Annotated in this window: 13 protein-coding genes and 1 pseudogene; 4 read left to right on the forward strand and 10 right to left on the reverse strand. The window is 70.4% G+C overall.

Annotated elements, in window-relative coordinates:
• Positions 1-3: 3 nt before the first annotated feature.
• From ACQP0P_RS19885 to ACQP0P_RS19905, 5 genes are all read right to left on the reverse strand, one after another.
• Positions 4-561, reverse strand: coding sequence for a TrmH family RNA methyltransferase (locus ACQP0P_RS19885; protein ID WP_355628495.1), 558 nt, complete (start codon positions 559-561; stop codon positions 4-6).
• A 76-nt stretch (positions 562-637) separates the two neighbouring features.
• Entirely contained in the window at positions 638-1,252 is a 615-nt protein-coding gene (locus ACQP0P_RS19890) for a class I SAM-dependent methyltransferase (RefSeq protein ID WP_433378954.1), read from the reverse strand.
• Between the two features lie 32 nt (positions 1,253-1,284).
• Complete coding sequence (locus ACQP0P_RS19895; RefSeq protein WP_433378957.1) at positions 1,285-2,232, reverse strand: VWA domain-containing protein; 948 nt, start codon at positions 2,230-2,232, stop codon at positions 1,285-1,287.
• Positions 2,229-3,317 (reverse strand): DUF58 domain-containing protein, encoded by a 1,089-nt coding sequence (locus tag ACQP0P_RS19900; protein WP_433378960.1) that lies wholly within the window; start codon positions 3,315-3,317, stop codon positions 2,229-2,231. Before ACQP0P_RS19900 ends, ACQP0P_RS19895 begins: the two co-directional genes overlap by 4 nt.
• Positions 3,318-3,648: 331 nt before the next feature.
• Positions 3,649-4,653, reverse strand: a complete 1,005-nt coding sequence (locus ACQP0P_RS19905; protein WP_433378963.1) for an AAA family ATPase — start codon at positions 4,651-4,653, stop codon at positions 3,649-3,651.
• 229 nt (positions 4,654-4,882) lie between these two features.
• Between ACQP0P_RS19905 and ACQP0P_RS19910 the strand changes: the two genes are divergently transcribed.
• The 3 genes from ACQP0P_RS19910 to ACQP0P_RS19920 all read left to right on the forward strand — a co-directional run bounded on the left by ACQP0P_RS19910 (position 4,883) and on the right by ACQP0P_RS19920 (position 8,078).
• On the forward strand, positions 4,883-5,647 hold the full coding sequence (locus ACQP0P_RS19910; protein ID WP_433378966.1) for a hypothetical protein: 765 nt from the start codon (positions 4,883-4,885) through the stop codon (positions 5,645-5,647).
• A gap of 239 nt (positions 5,648-5,886) precedes the next feature.
• The gene (locus tag ACQP0P_RS19915) at positions 5,887-7,545 is read left to right on the forward strand and encodes a catalase (RefSeq protein ID WP_433378969.1); all 1,659 of its coding nucleotides are present in this window, start codon (positions 5,887-5,889) and stop codon (positions 7,543-7,545) included.
• Between the two features lie 260 nt (positions 7,546-7,805).
• A complete protein-coding gene (locus ACQP0P_RS19920; RefSeq protein ID WP_433378972.1) occupies positions 7,806-8,078 on the forward strand; it encodes a WhiB family transcriptional regulator in 273 nt (90 codons plus the stop codon).
• Between the two features lie 151 nt (positions 8,079-8,229).
• On the opposite strand, the gene ACQP0P_RS19925 is transcribed toward ACQP0P_RS19920, so the two are convergent.
• The 3 genes and pseudogenes from ACQP0P_RS19925 to ACQP0P_RS19935 all read right to left on the reverse strand — a co-directional run bounded on the left by ACQP0P_RS19925 (position 8,230) and on the right by ACQP0P_RS19935 (position 10,764).
• A complete protein-coding gene (locus ACQP0P_RS19925) occupies positions 8,230-8,970 on the reverse strand; it encodes a DUF3152 domain-containing protein (RefSeq protein WP_433378975.1) in 741 nt (246 codons plus the stop codon).
• A gap of 263 nt (positions 8,971-9,233) precedes the next feature.
• Positions 9,234-9,440: pseudogene (locus ACQP0P_RS19930) on the reverse strand (alpha/beta hydrolase); the annotation flags it as partial.
• Positions 9,441-9,498: 58 nt separating this feature from the next.
• Complete coding sequence (locus ACQP0P_RS19935; RefSeq protein ID WP_433378978.1) at positions 9,499-10,764, reverse strand: RNA-guided endonuclease InsQ/TnpB family protein; 1,266 nt, start codon at positions 10,762-10,764, stop codon at positions 9,499-9,501.
• 23 nt (positions 10,765-10,787) lie between these two features.
• Between ACQP0P_RS19935 and tnpA the strand changes: the two genes are divergently transcribed.
• A complete protein-coding gene (gene tnpA, locus ACQP0P_RS19940; protein ID WP_433363332.1) occupies positions 10,788-11,216 on the forward strand; it encodes an IS200/IS605 family transposase in 429 nt (142 codons plus the stop codon).
• 796 nt (positions 11,217-12,012) lie between these two features.
• Here the strand turns inward: tnpA and ptsP are convergent.
• The gene (ptsP, locus tag ACQP0P_RS19945; RefSeq protein ID WP_433378981.1) at positions 12,013-13,662 is read right to left on the reverse strand and encodes a phosphoenolpyruvate--protein phosphotransferase; all 1,650 of its coding nucleotides are present in this window, start codon (positions 13,660-13,662) and stop codon (positions 12,013-12,015) included.
• A complete protein-coding gene (locus tag ACQP0P_RS19950; protein ID WP_433378984.1) occupies positions 13,655-13,939 on the reverse strand; it encodes an HPr family phosphocarrier protein in 285 nt (94 codons plus the stop codon). The genes ptsP and ACQP0P_RS19950 overlap by 8 nt, the downstream gene beginning before the upstream one ends.
• Positions 13,940-13,944: the final 5 nt, after the last annotated feature.

Here is a 13,944-nt window from a genome sequence, read left to right on the forward strand (position 1 = left end):
CGATCAGTCCTCCGGCAGTGCCTTGCCCGACCACTCCTGGCGACGGGCCTCCGCCACCGCGATCGCCGCCGCGACCGAGACGTTGAACGAGCCGACCCGGCCCACCTGCGGGATGTAGCAGACGCCGTCGACGGCCTCCAGCAGCGCGGGGGAGCATCCGTGGTCCTCGCTGCCCACCACCAGGCACACGTCGCCGTCCAGCTTGGCCTCGGACAGGGGCACCGCGTCGCCGGTCAACTCCACCGCGACCACGGTGAATCCGTCGTCCCTGGCCGCCCGTACGGCCTCCAGGACGGGCACCGGCTCCTCCCAGGCCACCAGGCGGTCGGTGCCCAGCGCGGTCTTCTGCGCCTTGGGGTTGGTCGGCGGGGTGGCGTTGCCCGCCAGCCAGATCCGCTCCACCCCGAAGGCGGCGGCCGTGCGGAAGATGGAACCGACGTTGAACGGGCCGGTCACCGACTCCAGGATCAGTGCGAGCCGCCCCTCGGTGTTTCTCCGCCAGGTGCGGTTGAGGCGCTTGACATCGGTCGGGCGCAGCTGTCTGCGCGGGTTCGCCGTCATCGGTCGTTCACCGTTCCTCGTCGTTCCTCGTTCGTCTCTCGGGCGGCTCGTGTCCCGCCCGCCGGGATGACCGCGCTCACCGCGCCGGGTCCGCCGGTGACCCGGCCTCCACCCGGAGGATCCGGTACGCCGAGCGGGAGGCCACCCGCTCGGTGGGCCAGCCCCGCTCGTTCAGCCAGCGCTGCAGGGAGTCCGAGCCCAGGTGCTTCTGGACCACCAGGTGGGCGACGCCGTCGGGGGTGAGGCGGGACAGCCAGCGGGTCAGCATCTCGTGCATCGCGGCCTTGCCGATGCGGATCGCCGGATTGGACCAGATGGCGGAGAACCGCACCTGGGGCGGAACCTCGTCGACATGCATCGCCCTCACGTTGCCGAGGGAGGCGGACCTGGCGTTCCTGGCGCACAGCTCCACGGACCTGCGGTTGACGTCCACCGCCCAGACCGTCGCCTCGGGGGCGCGCGAGGCCATCGTCAGCGCGATCGGCCCGTAGCCGCAGCCCAGGTCGAGCAGGTCGCCACCGGACGGCGGAGGAGGCACGCTCTCCAGCAGGATCCGGGTGCCCACATCGACGCGCTCGGCGGAGAAGACCCCGCTGTCGGTCTCCAGCTTCAGGTGAAGGTCGGGGAGCACGAGCGTGACCGAGCCGGGACGGCCGGCGGCCTCGGGACGCTCCTCGAAGTAATGTGCCACGTCGTAGAACGTTACCAATGGCCGGGACCTGCTCAGGGCAGCCGCGACCCCAGCAGCAGGGCCACCCCGGCGGTCACCAGCCCGGTCAGGATCGCCGCCACCACGAACCACTGGGTGACCTCCTGGTTGACCGTCCGGTAGCCCAGCGAGGTGCCGATCTGCTCGTACACCTCCCGCAGCTGGCTGCCGGACTCCGCCTCGTAGGCCCGGCCGCCCGTGCCGTCCGACAGGGTCTGCAGGGTGGTCTTGTTCACCGGCACGTTCACGTCGCGCCCGTCGATCGAGACGGTGCCCTCCTGGGTGCCGTAGGCGATCGTGGAGACCGGCACACGCGAGCTCATAGCCGACTCGATCGCCTCCGCCACCGAGCGGCCAGAGGTGTTGTCGCCGTCGGACAGCAGGACGATCGCCGCCGGCGGGGGGTCGGTCACCGCCCGCTGGTCGAAGGAGCGCAACGAGTCCAGGGAGCTGAACACCGCCTCGCCGATCGCGGTGCCCGCACGGGTGCTCAGATTGCCGAGGGAGGTGCTCACCGCCTGGTGGTCGGTGGTGGGGGAGACCACGACGGATGCGGAGCGGGCGAAGGCGACCAGCCCGACGTTGAAGCGTTCCGGCAGGTCCGCGACGAACTTCTGGGCCGCCTCCTTGGCCGCGGAGATCCGGTTCGGCTGGACGTCGTCGGCCTCCATCGACAGCGAGACGTCCAGCGCGATGATGATCGTCGCACGGTCGCGGGGGATCCGCACCGAATCGGCGGGACGGGCCGAGCCCATGATCAGCAGCCCCATCATGACGAAGAACAGCAGCGGGGCGACGTGCCGCCGCCAGCCGGGCCCCGGGGGGGTCACCAGTGTCAGCAGCGGCAGGTTGGTGAAGCGCAGCGCGTAGCGGCGCCGGGCGAACTGGGCGGCCACGTAGCCCGCCACGAGCAGCGTCAATGCGGCGAACAGCCACAGCCAGGCCGGAGAGAGGAAAGTCACCGTGTCGCTCCCGACCTCGGGTGCCTATGGGTCAGGTACGCCATGCGCCGCTGCCGCAGTACGAACTGGGCGATGTCGAAGACCCAGTCGCGGTCGGTGCGCAGCACCAGGTGGGCCACCCCGCAGCGGCGCAACGCCGTCTGGTTGGCCGCCCGCTGCGCGGCGGCGGCCTCCGCGTACGCCCGGCGGACCTTGGGCGTGAGCTGGATCTGGCGGCTCCGCCCCGACTCCGGGTCGGTCAGGTTGACCAGTCCGACCGCCGGCAGCTCCAGCTCGCGGGGGTCGATCACCTCGACGGCCATTACCTGGTGGTGGGCGGCCAGCCTGCGGATCGGCCGCTCCCAGGGCAGCTCCAGGGTGGGATCGAGAGTGGGTTCGGGATCGAGGAAGTCGGAGACGATCACTCGTAGGCCGCGCCGTCGCCGTGCCGAGGCCATCACCTCGATGGCCTCGGCCAGGTCGGGGGCGTCGGCGACGGCACGACCTCTGGGAGCCTCCATCAGTGAGTGCAGCAGGCCGTACAGTGCCGGGCGGCCGCTCCTGGCGGGCATCCGGTGGACGTACTCGTCGTGCAGGACGTACGCGCCGAAGCGGTTTCCGATCCGGCCCGCCAGGAAGCCGATCGCCCCGATGGCGGCCACGACCAGGTCCCGCTTCTCCATGTCGGCGGTGCCGAAGTCCATGCTGGGCGACAGGTCCGCCAGCGCCCAGGTCTCCAGCTCCCGGTCGGCGACCAGGTCGCGCACGTGCGGGACCGTCGTGCGGGCGGTCACCGCCCAGTCCATCCGCCGGATGTCGTCTTCGCCGGGCACGTAGACCCGGCTGTCGCCGAACTCGCTGCCAGGACCGGGAAGGAGCCCCTGGTACGCACCCTGCAGCAACCCGTCCAGGCGCCGCACGATGGTGAGCTCCAGCCGCCGCAGCGCCTGCTCGGAGGTGCCTATGGCGACGCTGTGTTGATGGCGACGCTGGCGCGTCGCGGTGAGGCCGCTCTTATCCGGCTCCTTCCCTCGTCGCGAGGGGTCGCTCGTGCCTCGCGACCCCTCGCTCCTCAGTCCAGTCGCCGGCGCGGCCTCACGAGCCATTTGCGACGCTGCGCGTCGCGGTTCGGCCGCTGGGACCCGGCTCCTTCCCTCGTCGCTCATCCGCTTCGCTCCTTCGCTCCTCAGTCCAGTCCCCGGCGCGGCCTCACGAGCCATTTGCGACGCTGCGCGTCGCGGTTCGGCCGCTGGGACCCGGCTCCTTCGCTCCTCAGTCCAGTCCCCGGCGCGGCCTCACGAGCCATTTGCGACGCTGCGCGTCGCGGTTCGGCCGCTGGGACCCGGCTCCTTCCCTCCTCAGTCCAGTCCCCGGCGCGGCCTCACGGAAGTCCCTCAGGCGGGCATGGGCACGTCCCCACACCGCTTTCTGAGGTGGTCACCGGGGGCCCTGGTTCCAGACGACGAGGGGGGGTGGAACGGCGGCGAGGATCTGGCGGATCACGTCCTCGGGGTCGATCCCGTCGGCCAGGGCGTCGAAGGTGAGCATCAGCCGGTGGGACATCACGTCCACCGCCACGTCGCGGATGTCGTCGGGAAGCAGGTAGTCGCGGCCCCGCAGCAGCGCCAGGCCACGCCCCGCGGCGACCAGGCCGAGGGTGGCCCGGGGACTGACACCGATCTCGATGTTCTCCTCCAGCCCGGCCAGGCCGTAGTCGGCGGGGGAGCGGGTGGCCATCACGAGCCTGACCACGTAGTCGGCGACGAGCTGGTGGACCGAGACCTGATCGGCCATCGACTGCAGGGCGGCCAGCCGCGCGGGGTCGAGCACCGCCCTGGGAGCCGGCGGCGTGACGCTCATCCGGTGCAGGATCTCCAGCTCCTCGTGGGCACTGGGATGGGTGACGCGGACCTTGAACAGGAACCGGTCGCGCTGAACCTCGGGGAGGGGGTAGACGCCCTCGGACTCGATCGGGTTCTGGGTGGCCAGCACGATGAACGGCCTGGGCAGCGGGTGGGTCTCCCCGGCCAGGGTCACCTGCCGCTCGGCCATGACCTCCAGCAGCGCCGACTGCACCTTGGCCGGGGCCCGGTTGATCTCGTCGGCGAGCAGGAAGTTGACGAACACCGGGCCGAGTTCGACGTCGAAGACCTCGCGGGAGGGGTGGTACACCCGAGTGCCCACGATGTCACTGGGGACCAGGTCGGGGGTGAACTGGATACGGGCGAAGGCACCGCCGACCACGGTGGCCAGCGTCGAGGCGGCCAGGGTCTTGGCCACGCCCGGCACGCCCTCCAGCAGGCAGTGGCCGCGGGCGAGGAGCGCCACGAGCAACCGCTCCACCATGTGCTCCTGCCCGACGATGACCCGCCGGACCTCGGTCAGGGCGTCGCGCAGCAGTCCGGTGTCGATCTCGCTCGGCAGTTCTTCTGCGACGGTCATGTCGATATTCCATCACGTCCGGCGAGGGAACCGCCGGGTCGACCCGGCGGTGAATCGCCTTCCCCGTCATGGTTCCCGTGTTCGGGGCGGCCGGTGCCCGTCTCGGCCGAGGGAGGCGAGAAGCCGACTCCTCGGATGGGGGGAAGTCACCCGGGCCCGGTGGTGGCTCGCACGGTGTGCCCGATCTCGTCACCCGGGTGGCATGGGGTGATCACCCGGGTGTGCTTTCATGTCAGACGTGGCCACTCCGCTCCAGTATGGTGACCCGCCCCAGTTGGGACCCTTCGTCGTGCAGGCACGTCTGCGGGTGGGACCCGCCGGGCTGGTCTATCTCGGGCTCGCGCCCGACGGCAGGGCCGTCTCGGTCGCGGTGCTGACCAGGGGAGCCGCACTCGACCCGGCGGCCCGCGACCGCTTCGTCACCGGTGTCCGTGACGCGGCGGTCAGCCGTTCCGGCGTCCGGGGCTGGATGGCCAGGGCGACACGCGGGCGCACCGCGGTGGCCGACACGGTCCCGCAGGTGCTGGCCATGGACGGTGGGAGCGCCCCGTGGGTGGCCACGCCGTACGAGCCCGACAGGGCGGGAGCGGAGCGGTTCCTCGAACCGGTGCTGGTCAGCGGAACGCTGATCGGCGAGCAGCACGGCCCCGACTTCGCGCCGCACTGGGTGGGTGACCGCTCGCCCGCGCTGCCCGCGCCGCCCAAGGGCGCGCCGCCGCCGACCGAGACCCGCCGAGCCGTGATCGTCGCGGGGGTCGTGCTGACCGTGCTGCTCGTGCTGCTGGCCGTGACGGTCTGGCTCCTGCTGCGCAAGGAGGACGATTTCAAACCGCCGCCGAGGCCGCTGCCGCCCACGGTGTTCGTACCGACCCCGCCACCGGTCCCGACGACGCCGGATCCCGGCCGGCCCACCCCTTCGCCGTCGCCGAGCCGGAGCGGGACCGGTACCCCCGGCCCTGAGCGGGGCGACGAGAACGAGGGCGAGCCGATCTAGGGGGTCCGCCGGTGAGGCCGGGGACGCGGCCGCTGGGTGGTCCACCTCCGGGCGCGGGTGTGTCGGCCGGCTGGGAAAGGGCGCCCGCCGAGCCGTCGCCGGCTGTTTAAATTGCCACCCCTCTTTGTGGAGATTCTTCTCTTTATCGCTATAAGGCGTTCTGTGTCGGTTAAGGGGGACTGTGTGCCGATATGGATTGGTGCGCCGAATACGACCGCGGCAGGGAAGGAATCGTCATCATGACGGATGTGTCGAGCATGGGACCCCAGCCGGGCGATGACCGCCCGATCCTGACCAATCGGCAGGGGCACCAGGTCTACGACAACCAGAACCAGCGTACGGTCGGCGCGAGGGGCCCGGCCACGCTGGAGAACTACCAGTTCCTGGAGAAGATCAGCCACTTCGATCGCGAGCGCGTCCCCGAGCGGGTGGTCCACGCGCGAGGGGTGACCTCCTACGGCTACTTCGAGGCCTACGGCACGTTCGGTGATGAGCCGATCAGCCGCTACACCCGGGCGAAACTCTTCCAGGAGCCCGGAAAGCGGACCGATGTGGCCGTCCGGTTCTCCACGGTGATCGGTGGCAGGGACTCCTCGGAGGCCGCCCGCGACCCGCGCGGGTTCGCGGTGAAGTTCTACACCGAGGACGGCAACTGGGATCTCGTCGGTAACAACCTGGCGGTCTTCTTCATCAGGGACGCCCTCAAGTTCCCCGACGTGATCCACTCACTCAAGCCGGACCCGGTGACGTTCAGGCAGGAGCCCGGCCGGATCTTCGACTTCATGTCGCAGACGCCGGAGAGCATGCACATGCTCGTCAACCTGTTCAGCCCGCGCGGCATCCCTGCCGACTACCGGCATATGCAGGGTTTCGGGGTCAACACCTACAAGTGGGAGAACCAGGAGGGCGACAGCCGTCTGGTGAAGTACCACTGGATCCCCAAGCAGGGCGTGCGCAGCATGACCGCCGAGGACGCCGCGGCCGTACAGGCACTGGAACTCGGGCACGCCACCAAGGATCTGCACGAGGCGATCGACCGGGGCGACTTCCCCGAGTGGGAGCTGCGGGTGCAGATGATGAGCGACGACGACCACCCCGAGCTGGACTTCGACCCACTGGACGACACCAAGGTGTGGCCGGAGAACGAGTTCCCGCCCATGCCGGTCGGCAAGATGGTGCTGAACCGCAATGTGGCCAACAACTTCGCCGAGAACGAACAGATCTCCTTCGGGACCGGTGTCCTGGTCGACGGCCTCGACTTCTCCGACGACAAGATGCTGGTGGGCCGTACGTTCTCCTACAGCGACACCCAGCGCCACCGGGTGGGCCCCAACTACCTGCAACTGCCGGTCAACCAGGCCAGGCACGCCCAGGTGCGCACCAACCAGCGCGACGGCGAGATGGCCTACTACGTCGACGGGCAGGGCGCCAACCCGCACGTCAACTACGAGCCGTCCATCACCGGGGGGCTCCGGGAGGGGCAGTACCCCACTTACGACGAGCAGGGGCCGGTCATCTCCGGGAGGCTGACCCGCAAGCGCATTCCGCGCACCAACGACTACACCCAGGCCGGTCAGCGCTACCTGCTCATGGAGCAGTGGGAGCGCGACGATCTCGTGCTGAACTTCGTCGACCTGCTCTCCCAGGCCTCGCGCCCCGTCCAGGAGCGTATGGTCTGGCACTTCCTGATGGCCGAGGACGATCTCGGGCTCAGGGTGGGAGAGGGGCTGGGCATCAGCCCCGGGGACGTCTCCCACCTGAAGCCGTTGATCGGCCAGGACCTGACGGGCGAGGACCGCGAGCGGCTGTCCAAGCTGGGCAAGAACGGGCCGCGCGAGGTGACCGGCCTGAAGATGACGCACTGCGTGCCCGACGAGCGGGCACGGGTGGAGCGGTAGGAACCGGCCGCCGGGCCGGAGTATACGCCCCGGCCCGGCGGGAGCGGCGGTCGCCGGGCCCCGGAGCGCGCGGAAATGGTCCGCCGTTGCGCACCGCCGGGGTTCGACCCGCTGATCGGGGCCTTCCTTAACGGAAGAGAGCATCGGTCAAAATCGCCCGATTTTTCCGCTTAAAAGGTATGAGTACCACTACAGCGGGCACGCGATCCTCAACCTGAGCTGCCAGTATCTGAGCCGTTCTCACTCCCAATTGGATCGCCATGCCTGTTAAGAGCAACGTTATTCCGATCATTAACTGGTCCCGCCGCTCCTCCTGCCTCAGTGAGGATCCCGAACTCTTCTTTCCGGTGTCCTACGAGGGGCCGGGGCGTGAACAGTACGAGCGCGCCAGAGCCGTGTGCAGCCGCTGCCCGGTGCGCGGGCGCTGCCTGGAGTACGCGTTGAACACCCAGCAGATGGACGGTGTGTGGGGAGGCACCACCCCCGACGAGCGCAGGGCCACCATGACCAGGGCGAGGCGCCAGGTCAGGTAGCGGTGCCCCGGAGCCGGCCGTTCGGATCTCGCCCGCCTCTTCGACGAGCGCGCGGAACCTGGCGGCGTTGCGCTGGGCGTTGTCCCGGCGGCAGTTGTCGAGGAGCACGTGGGTGACCTGGTTCACCGGCCGCACGTGACCGCCGTGCCGGTCAGCGGCGGGGTGACGGCCAGGGGTTGGGGCGGCAGCCGTACAGGGACTTGGTCTGCTGGAGCATCACCGGGGCCCGCCGGCCGGGGCCGGGGCAGGACACGTGGCCATGGCCGAGGCCGTGCCCGACCTCGTGGCTGATGACGTACTCGCGGTAGGAGGCCACGTCACGGCCGTAGCCTCGCGCCCCGGTGTTCCAGCGGACCGCGTTGATGATCGCGCGCCCGCCGTTCCAGCAGGACAGCGTGCCGTTGGTCCGCATCGGCAGGCAATGCCGGTCGGCCGTCTCCGGGCTGCTCAGCGAGACCCTGAGCTCCACTGGGCCGCGCGCCATCCGTTTGAACCGGTACCCCCAGCCGCGCGGATCGTTGAGGATCCGGTGCACCTCGGAGGCGAACTCCTCCACCTCGAACGGCAGGCCGCGCTCGACCTCCACCGCGTACCGGACGACCCTGCCCTTGCCCCTGGGAGGTCTGGCCTCGCCGGGGGCGACGGCGTAGCGGCCCTTGGCCGCCCGGGGCACCTTCATCCTCAGCGGTTGCTGCCGGCCGTTGGCCAGCAGGAGCGGCTCCTCGGCCGGGCCGGAGGGGTCGGCCGTACCCCGAGGCTGCGGTGGCGGGGTCGGTGTCACCGGCGTCACGGGTATCTGGGGCAGGGCGGCGTCCGGGGGTGGGGGAATGTCGGGAACAGGCTCGAGGTGACCGCTCAGCAGGGTGACCGCTCCGGCCGTGAACGTGGCCATGACGCTGAACGCGAGAAGCCACATAACGGTCTTGGAGTCACGTCGACTTTCGTTCCTGGACATAGTCCGTAAACCCTATTGCCCTCCGGAGGTAACTGATCAAACCAGGGGAAAATCCACCAGATGGTGGCATCTCTGGGAGCCTTGGGGAGGGTACGCCAACGGCGGCCGCGGGTGGCGGCCGCCGTCGGGTCAGGGGGTTCGCGATCCTGGGCCGCCGCCGGTGCCGTGCTTCGACGGCGGCCCGGTGGCGGCCCGGTGCCCTAGGAGTGCGGGCAGGTGTCCTGGTACTCGGAGATGTTCCGGTCACCCCGGGGCGCGGGGCACAGGAACTGCTCGTAGCGGGTGTCGTTGTCGACGAATCGCTTCAGCCACGAGATGCTGTACTTGGCGATCGTCGTGTTGGAGGCGTTGGGCGCGAAGTGGCCGGCGCCGTCGAGTTCCAGGTAGGCCTTCTCCGAGGAGGCCGGGATGCTGTTTTGAACTCCTCCCCGGCTTGGGGCCGGGGATTCTCCCGTCGCGTCGCGGTTAAGCGGCGCGCGGGGGTTGACGCTTCGCAGACCGGGTAACCCCGAGGTCTCCACGTCCTGACACCGCTGTTCCGTCGGCGTTGTTGATGTTGATCGTGGCGTTGGTGTCGGCATGCCCGACCCATCCGCACGCGGGGCTTGTGCAGGTGAACACGGTTTTGACGCGGCTGGCCGGGTCGCGGTGCCCGCACCGGTGGCAGGTCTGCGACGTGCCCGGGGTGGGCACCTTCACCACCATCCCGCCGCGATCACGGGTTTTGTACTCCAGCAGGGTGACCGTGCGAGCCCAGGCCTCCCCGGCGATCGAGCGGTTCAGTCCGGCCTTCTGTGCGACGTTCACGCCGGGGTTGTCGACTGTGCCCTTGGCAGAGCGGACCATGTTCGTAATCTTCAGGTCTTCCACCTTGATCACGCTGAAGGTGTCGGCGAGTTCGGTGGTGGTCTGGTGCTGCCAGTCCACGGCTCGGCGCTTGGCTGTCGCGCGGGCCTTGGCGATCTGGTCGTAGGTGCGCCTCAGCCGTTTGGACGTGGGCCGGCCGGGAGTGCGTGTGCGGCGCTGGCGTGCGGACTTCTTCTCCAAGCGGCGCAGGTGTTCCCTCTCGCCGCCGGCGAGCCAGGGTGCGTGCTCACGCATGGTGGTGTCCGACAGGGCCAGGGCGATGTTGATTCCCCGGTCGATCCCGACCTGCGGGCCGGGGTGGCAGAGCGGGGCGGGCACCTGGCGTTCGGTCCGGAACACGATGTGCCAGCTGTCGGCTTCCTTGACCAGGCGGGCTCCGGTGATCCGCCCGGCAGGGCCGCCCTTGGTGAGGCCGGGCAGGTCCTTGGTCCACCGAAACCGGACCCGCCCGGCCTTGGGCAGGTTGATCGCACCCCACCGCCGGTTGACCCGCTTGATCTGCAAATCGCGGGCTTGGGGGACATCCACGGCCAACCGGGACCGCAGGCGGCCCTTGAACGTGGGCCGTTTCGCCGGATGGTCGGGGTTGAGGAAATTCGCCCATGCCTGCCGATACGTTCTCAGCACCGCTTGCGCCGCCTGGGCGGGCAGTTGTCCCATCCAGTCGATCTCGCGGCGGGCCTGCCGGATCGCCGCGTCGCAGTCCTTGACCGAGGCCAGACGGCCTTGGCGGAAGGTGAAGTACTCATGCAGCAGGTTCCACAGGGTGCGAGCGGTGTGCGCCTGACCATCCAGCACGGCCACCTGTGCCGCGCTCAGGTCGAGACGCGCCACGTGCGCCCGGGTCTGCTTCACCAACTCCACGCATTGATCGTATCGTTTGGTTTATGTCACCGCGCTGGAATCCGAATCCCGATGTCCGGACGGGACGCCATGTCGTTTATCACCTTCACGCGCACTTGGTGTTCGTCACTAAGTATCGGCGGGGGGTGTTCACGAACGAGATGCTGGCCCGCTGCGAGGAGATCATGCGGGAGGTGTGCGCGGACTTCGAGGTCGAGTTGCGTGAGTTCAACGGCGACCACGACCATGTCCATCTGCTGATCCACTACCCGCCGAAGGTCGCCCTGTCCAAACTGGTCAACAGTCTCAAGGGCGTCTCGGCACGGCTCCTGCGCAAGGAGTATGCCGCGCATGTCCGCAACCATCTGTGGGGTGGACACTTCTGGTCTGGGTCCTACTTCGCCGGGTCGGTCGGCGGCGCACCGCTCACGGTACTCAAGCAGTACATCGAGCAGCAGCAACGCCCACCGTGACCTGTGGGTGAAGGCACGCCCGCGCTCTAGCGGGCACTCCCGCGCGGGCCTTCACCCCCGGCCTGAAGGCCGGAGCACTGGCCCGCATTTCGGTAGATCGTCCCTCCGCCGAAGCCGGTCACCCGGAGCGAGGAGACATTGGTCTCCGCGATCGCGAACGGCCCTCTGACCGCCTCGATGCCGGCGTTGGTCGGGTCGGGTCGGGGCCGCGGTCGTACGGGCCCGCGGCGGCGGCCTGCGCGGCGGGCGCGAGGCCCCCGCCGGTGCCGAGCAGAGCGAGTGCGAGGGCCAGCGTGGCGACAATCGTCGCCCGGCGGGACCGCCTGTGCGCGTGGGCCTGGGGGGTACTGTACGGCTGCACGTTGCTGTACTCCGTTCCTGTGGGGGAACCAGGGCGATACGGTGGTCGGCCGACAACTGTTCGTCGCGCGCCGGTTCGCCGCCGGAGGTGGCGACGGCACGATCAGCGCCACCGGGTGGCCCCTTGAGTTTCCGACAGTCGCCACTTTCTCGTTGTCAGGCCCGGAGTGCATCGGTGAAATCACCCGTACTGCTCCGCGTCACGGCCGTGCAGCGCCGGTGACCGGGTGACGGGGGAGGGGGAGGGCATGTCCCAGTGTTACGCGCGTATGTCGCGCCTGGAAAGGGCCGGTGCGGGGTCTCCGCCGGTCCGCGCCGGCGCCTCGGCGCTTTCCGCGGGAAAGACCGGTGATTTCACCGATGCGCGCCGGGGAAACGGGCCGGAGGCGGCAACCGGGCCGGAGGGAGGGGGTCTCCGGCCCGGTTCAGGGGGTGCTCACCAGCCCGGGACGATCAGCTTTCTGGCCTGCCCGGGGTCGTCCGCGCCCAGGGCGAACCGGGCGTTGTCGCGGCACTGCGCCAGGGAGTGCGCGGCGAGGCTCTCCCGCACCGAGGGAACGCTGGGCGCCGACATCGACAGGCTGGTGACGCCCAGCCCGACCAGGACCGTCGCCAGGAGCGGGTCCGCCGCCGCCTCGCCGCACACGCCGACGGGCTTGCCCACCGCCTGCCCGGCCGCGGCGCAGTCGGCGATCAGCTGGAGCAGCGCCGCCTGCCAGGGGTCGAGCAGGTCGGCGAGATCTCCGTGCTGCCGATCGGAGGCGAAGGTGTACTGGCTCAGATCGTTGGTGCCGATGCTCAGGAAGTCGAGCTCCTTCAGCAGGCGTTCGGCGCGCAGTGCGGCGGCGGGGACCTCCACCATCGCCCCGACGCGGGCGATTCCCCGGACGCGGGCCCGCCCGGCGAAGTCGGCCGCCTCGCCCACCGTCGTCACCATGGGCGCCATCACCCACGGCTCGGCTCCGCTCTGGCGCGCGGCCTCGGCGATGGCGTCGAGCTGGGTGTCGAGCACCTCGGGCCTGACCCGGGACACCCGCAGCCCCCGCACGCCCAGCGCCGGGTTGGTCTCTTCGGCCAGCCCGAGGAACGGCAGCGGCTTGTCGGTGCCCGCGTCGAGGGTGCGGACCACGACGTGCCCGCCGGGCGCGGCGCGGAAGACCGCGGCGTAGGCGGCCACCTGCTCCTCGTAGCCCGGCTCCTCACGCCGGTCCAGGAAGAGGAACTCCGTACGGAACAGTCCCACTCCCTCGGCGTCCACCCCCTGCGGGGCGAGGTCGGCCGCGGAGCCGATGTTGAGCAGCAGCTTGACCGGGTGGTCGTCGGAGGTGCGGCCGGGGCCCCGGCTCGTGCTCGCCCGGCGGCGTTCGGCCTCCGCCAGGCGCTGGATCTCGGTGGCGGCCTCCTCGCCGATGCCGACCTCCACCTCGCCCCGCAGACCGTCGACGGACACCCACGTCCCCTCGCCGACCTCGCTCATCTCCCGGCAGGCGACCACGGCGGGCAGGCCGCGGGCGCGGGCCAGGATGGCGGTGTGGCTGGTCGGGCCGCCCTTTGAGGTGACGAGGGCGAGGACGGTGCCGGGGTCCAGGTTCACCGTGTCGGCGGGGGAGAGATCCTCGGCGACCAGGACGAAGGGATGTCCGGGGGTGGGCACCCCGGGGACGGGGAGGCCGAGCACCGTCGCGACGGCCCGGTTGCGGACGTCGTCGAGGTCGGCGGCTCGCTCGGCGATGTAACCGCCCGCCGCCAGCAGTGCGCGCCGGTGGTGGGCGCATGCCTCGTCGATGGCGTGCGCGGCGTCCTTGCCCGCCCTGACGCAGGCCTCTACGGACTCGTGCAGACCGGGGTCGTCGGCGATGAAGGACTGCGCCTCCAGGATCGCCCGCGCGTCGGTGCCGGGCGCCTTCTCCGCCCGCTCCGCCAGTTCGGCGGCGGTGGCTCGCAGCGCGTCCAGCGCCCGGCCGAGTTCGGCGTCGGCGTCGGCGACCGGCGTGGGGGCCGGCAGCTCCGGCGGGGCCGCCATCCGGCAGACCCGTCCGGCGGCCCGCCCTGGGCTCACGCCCAGGCCCTTGAGCGTCTCAGCCATGCGGTGTCTCTTCGGCGTCGAGGTCGCGGGCGAGCAGGTCGGCGAGGGAGGCGAGTGCCTCGTCGGCTCCCGGTCCCTCCGCGTCCAGGGTGACCTCCGTGCCGTGCGTCGCGCCCAGCGCCAGCACGGCGAGCATGCTGTTGGCGGGTACGGGTTTGCCTTCCCCGACACGGATGCGGACGGGCACCCCCTGCTTGGCCGCGGCCTGTACGAAGATCTTCGCGGGCCGGGCGTGGAGGCCCGTGCTTGAGGCGATGACCACTGTCCTCTCCGGCATCTCCG

The organism is Streptosporangium sp. CA-115845 (genome assembly GCF_050943795.1).
Classification (GTDB): Bacteria; Actinomycetota; Actinomycetes; order Streptosporangiales; family Streptosporangiaceae; genus Streptosporangium.

Coding starts and splice junctions, on each gene's coding strand:
- ACQP0P_RS19885 (WP_355628495.1), bottom strand. CDS start 561: ATGACGGCGAACCCGCGCAGACAGCTGCGCCCGACCGATGTCAAGCGC.
- ACQP0P_RS19900 (WP_433378960.1), bottom strand. CDS start 3,317: ATGGCTCGTGAGGCCGCGCCGGCGACTGGACTGAGGAGCGAGGGGTCG.
- ACQP0P_RS19905 (WP_433378963.1), bottom strand. CDS start 4,653: ATGACCGTCGCAGAAGAACTGCCGAGCGAGATCGACACCGGACTGCTG.
- ACQP0P_RS19910 (WP_433378966.1), top strand. CDS start 4,883: ATGTCAGACGTGGCCACTCCGCTCCAGTATGGTGACCCGCCCCAGTTG.
- ACQP0P_RS19915 (WP_433378969.1), top strand. CDS start 5,887: ATGACGGATGTGTCGAGCATGGGACCCCAGCCGGGCGATGACCGCCCG.
- ACQP0P_RS19920 (WP_433378972.1), top strand. CDS start 7,806: ATGCCTGTTAAGAGCAACGTTATTCCGATCATTAACTGGTCCCGCCGC.
- ACQP0P_RS19925 (WP_433378975.1), bottom strand. CDS start 8,970: ATGGCCACGTTCACGGCCGGAGCGGTCACCCTGCTGAGCGGTCACCTC.
- tnpA (WP_433363332.1), top strand. CDS start 10,788: ATGTCACCGCGCTGGAATCCGAATCCCGATGTCCGGACGGGACGCCAT.
- ptsP (WP_433378981.1), bottom strand. CDS start 13,662: ATGGCTGAGACGCTCAAGGGCCTGGGCGTGAGCCCAGGGCGGGCCGCC.
- ACQP0P_RS19950 (WP_433378984.1), bottom strand. CDS start 13,939: ATGCCGGAGAGGACAGTGGTCATCGCCTCAAGCACGGGCCTCCACGCC.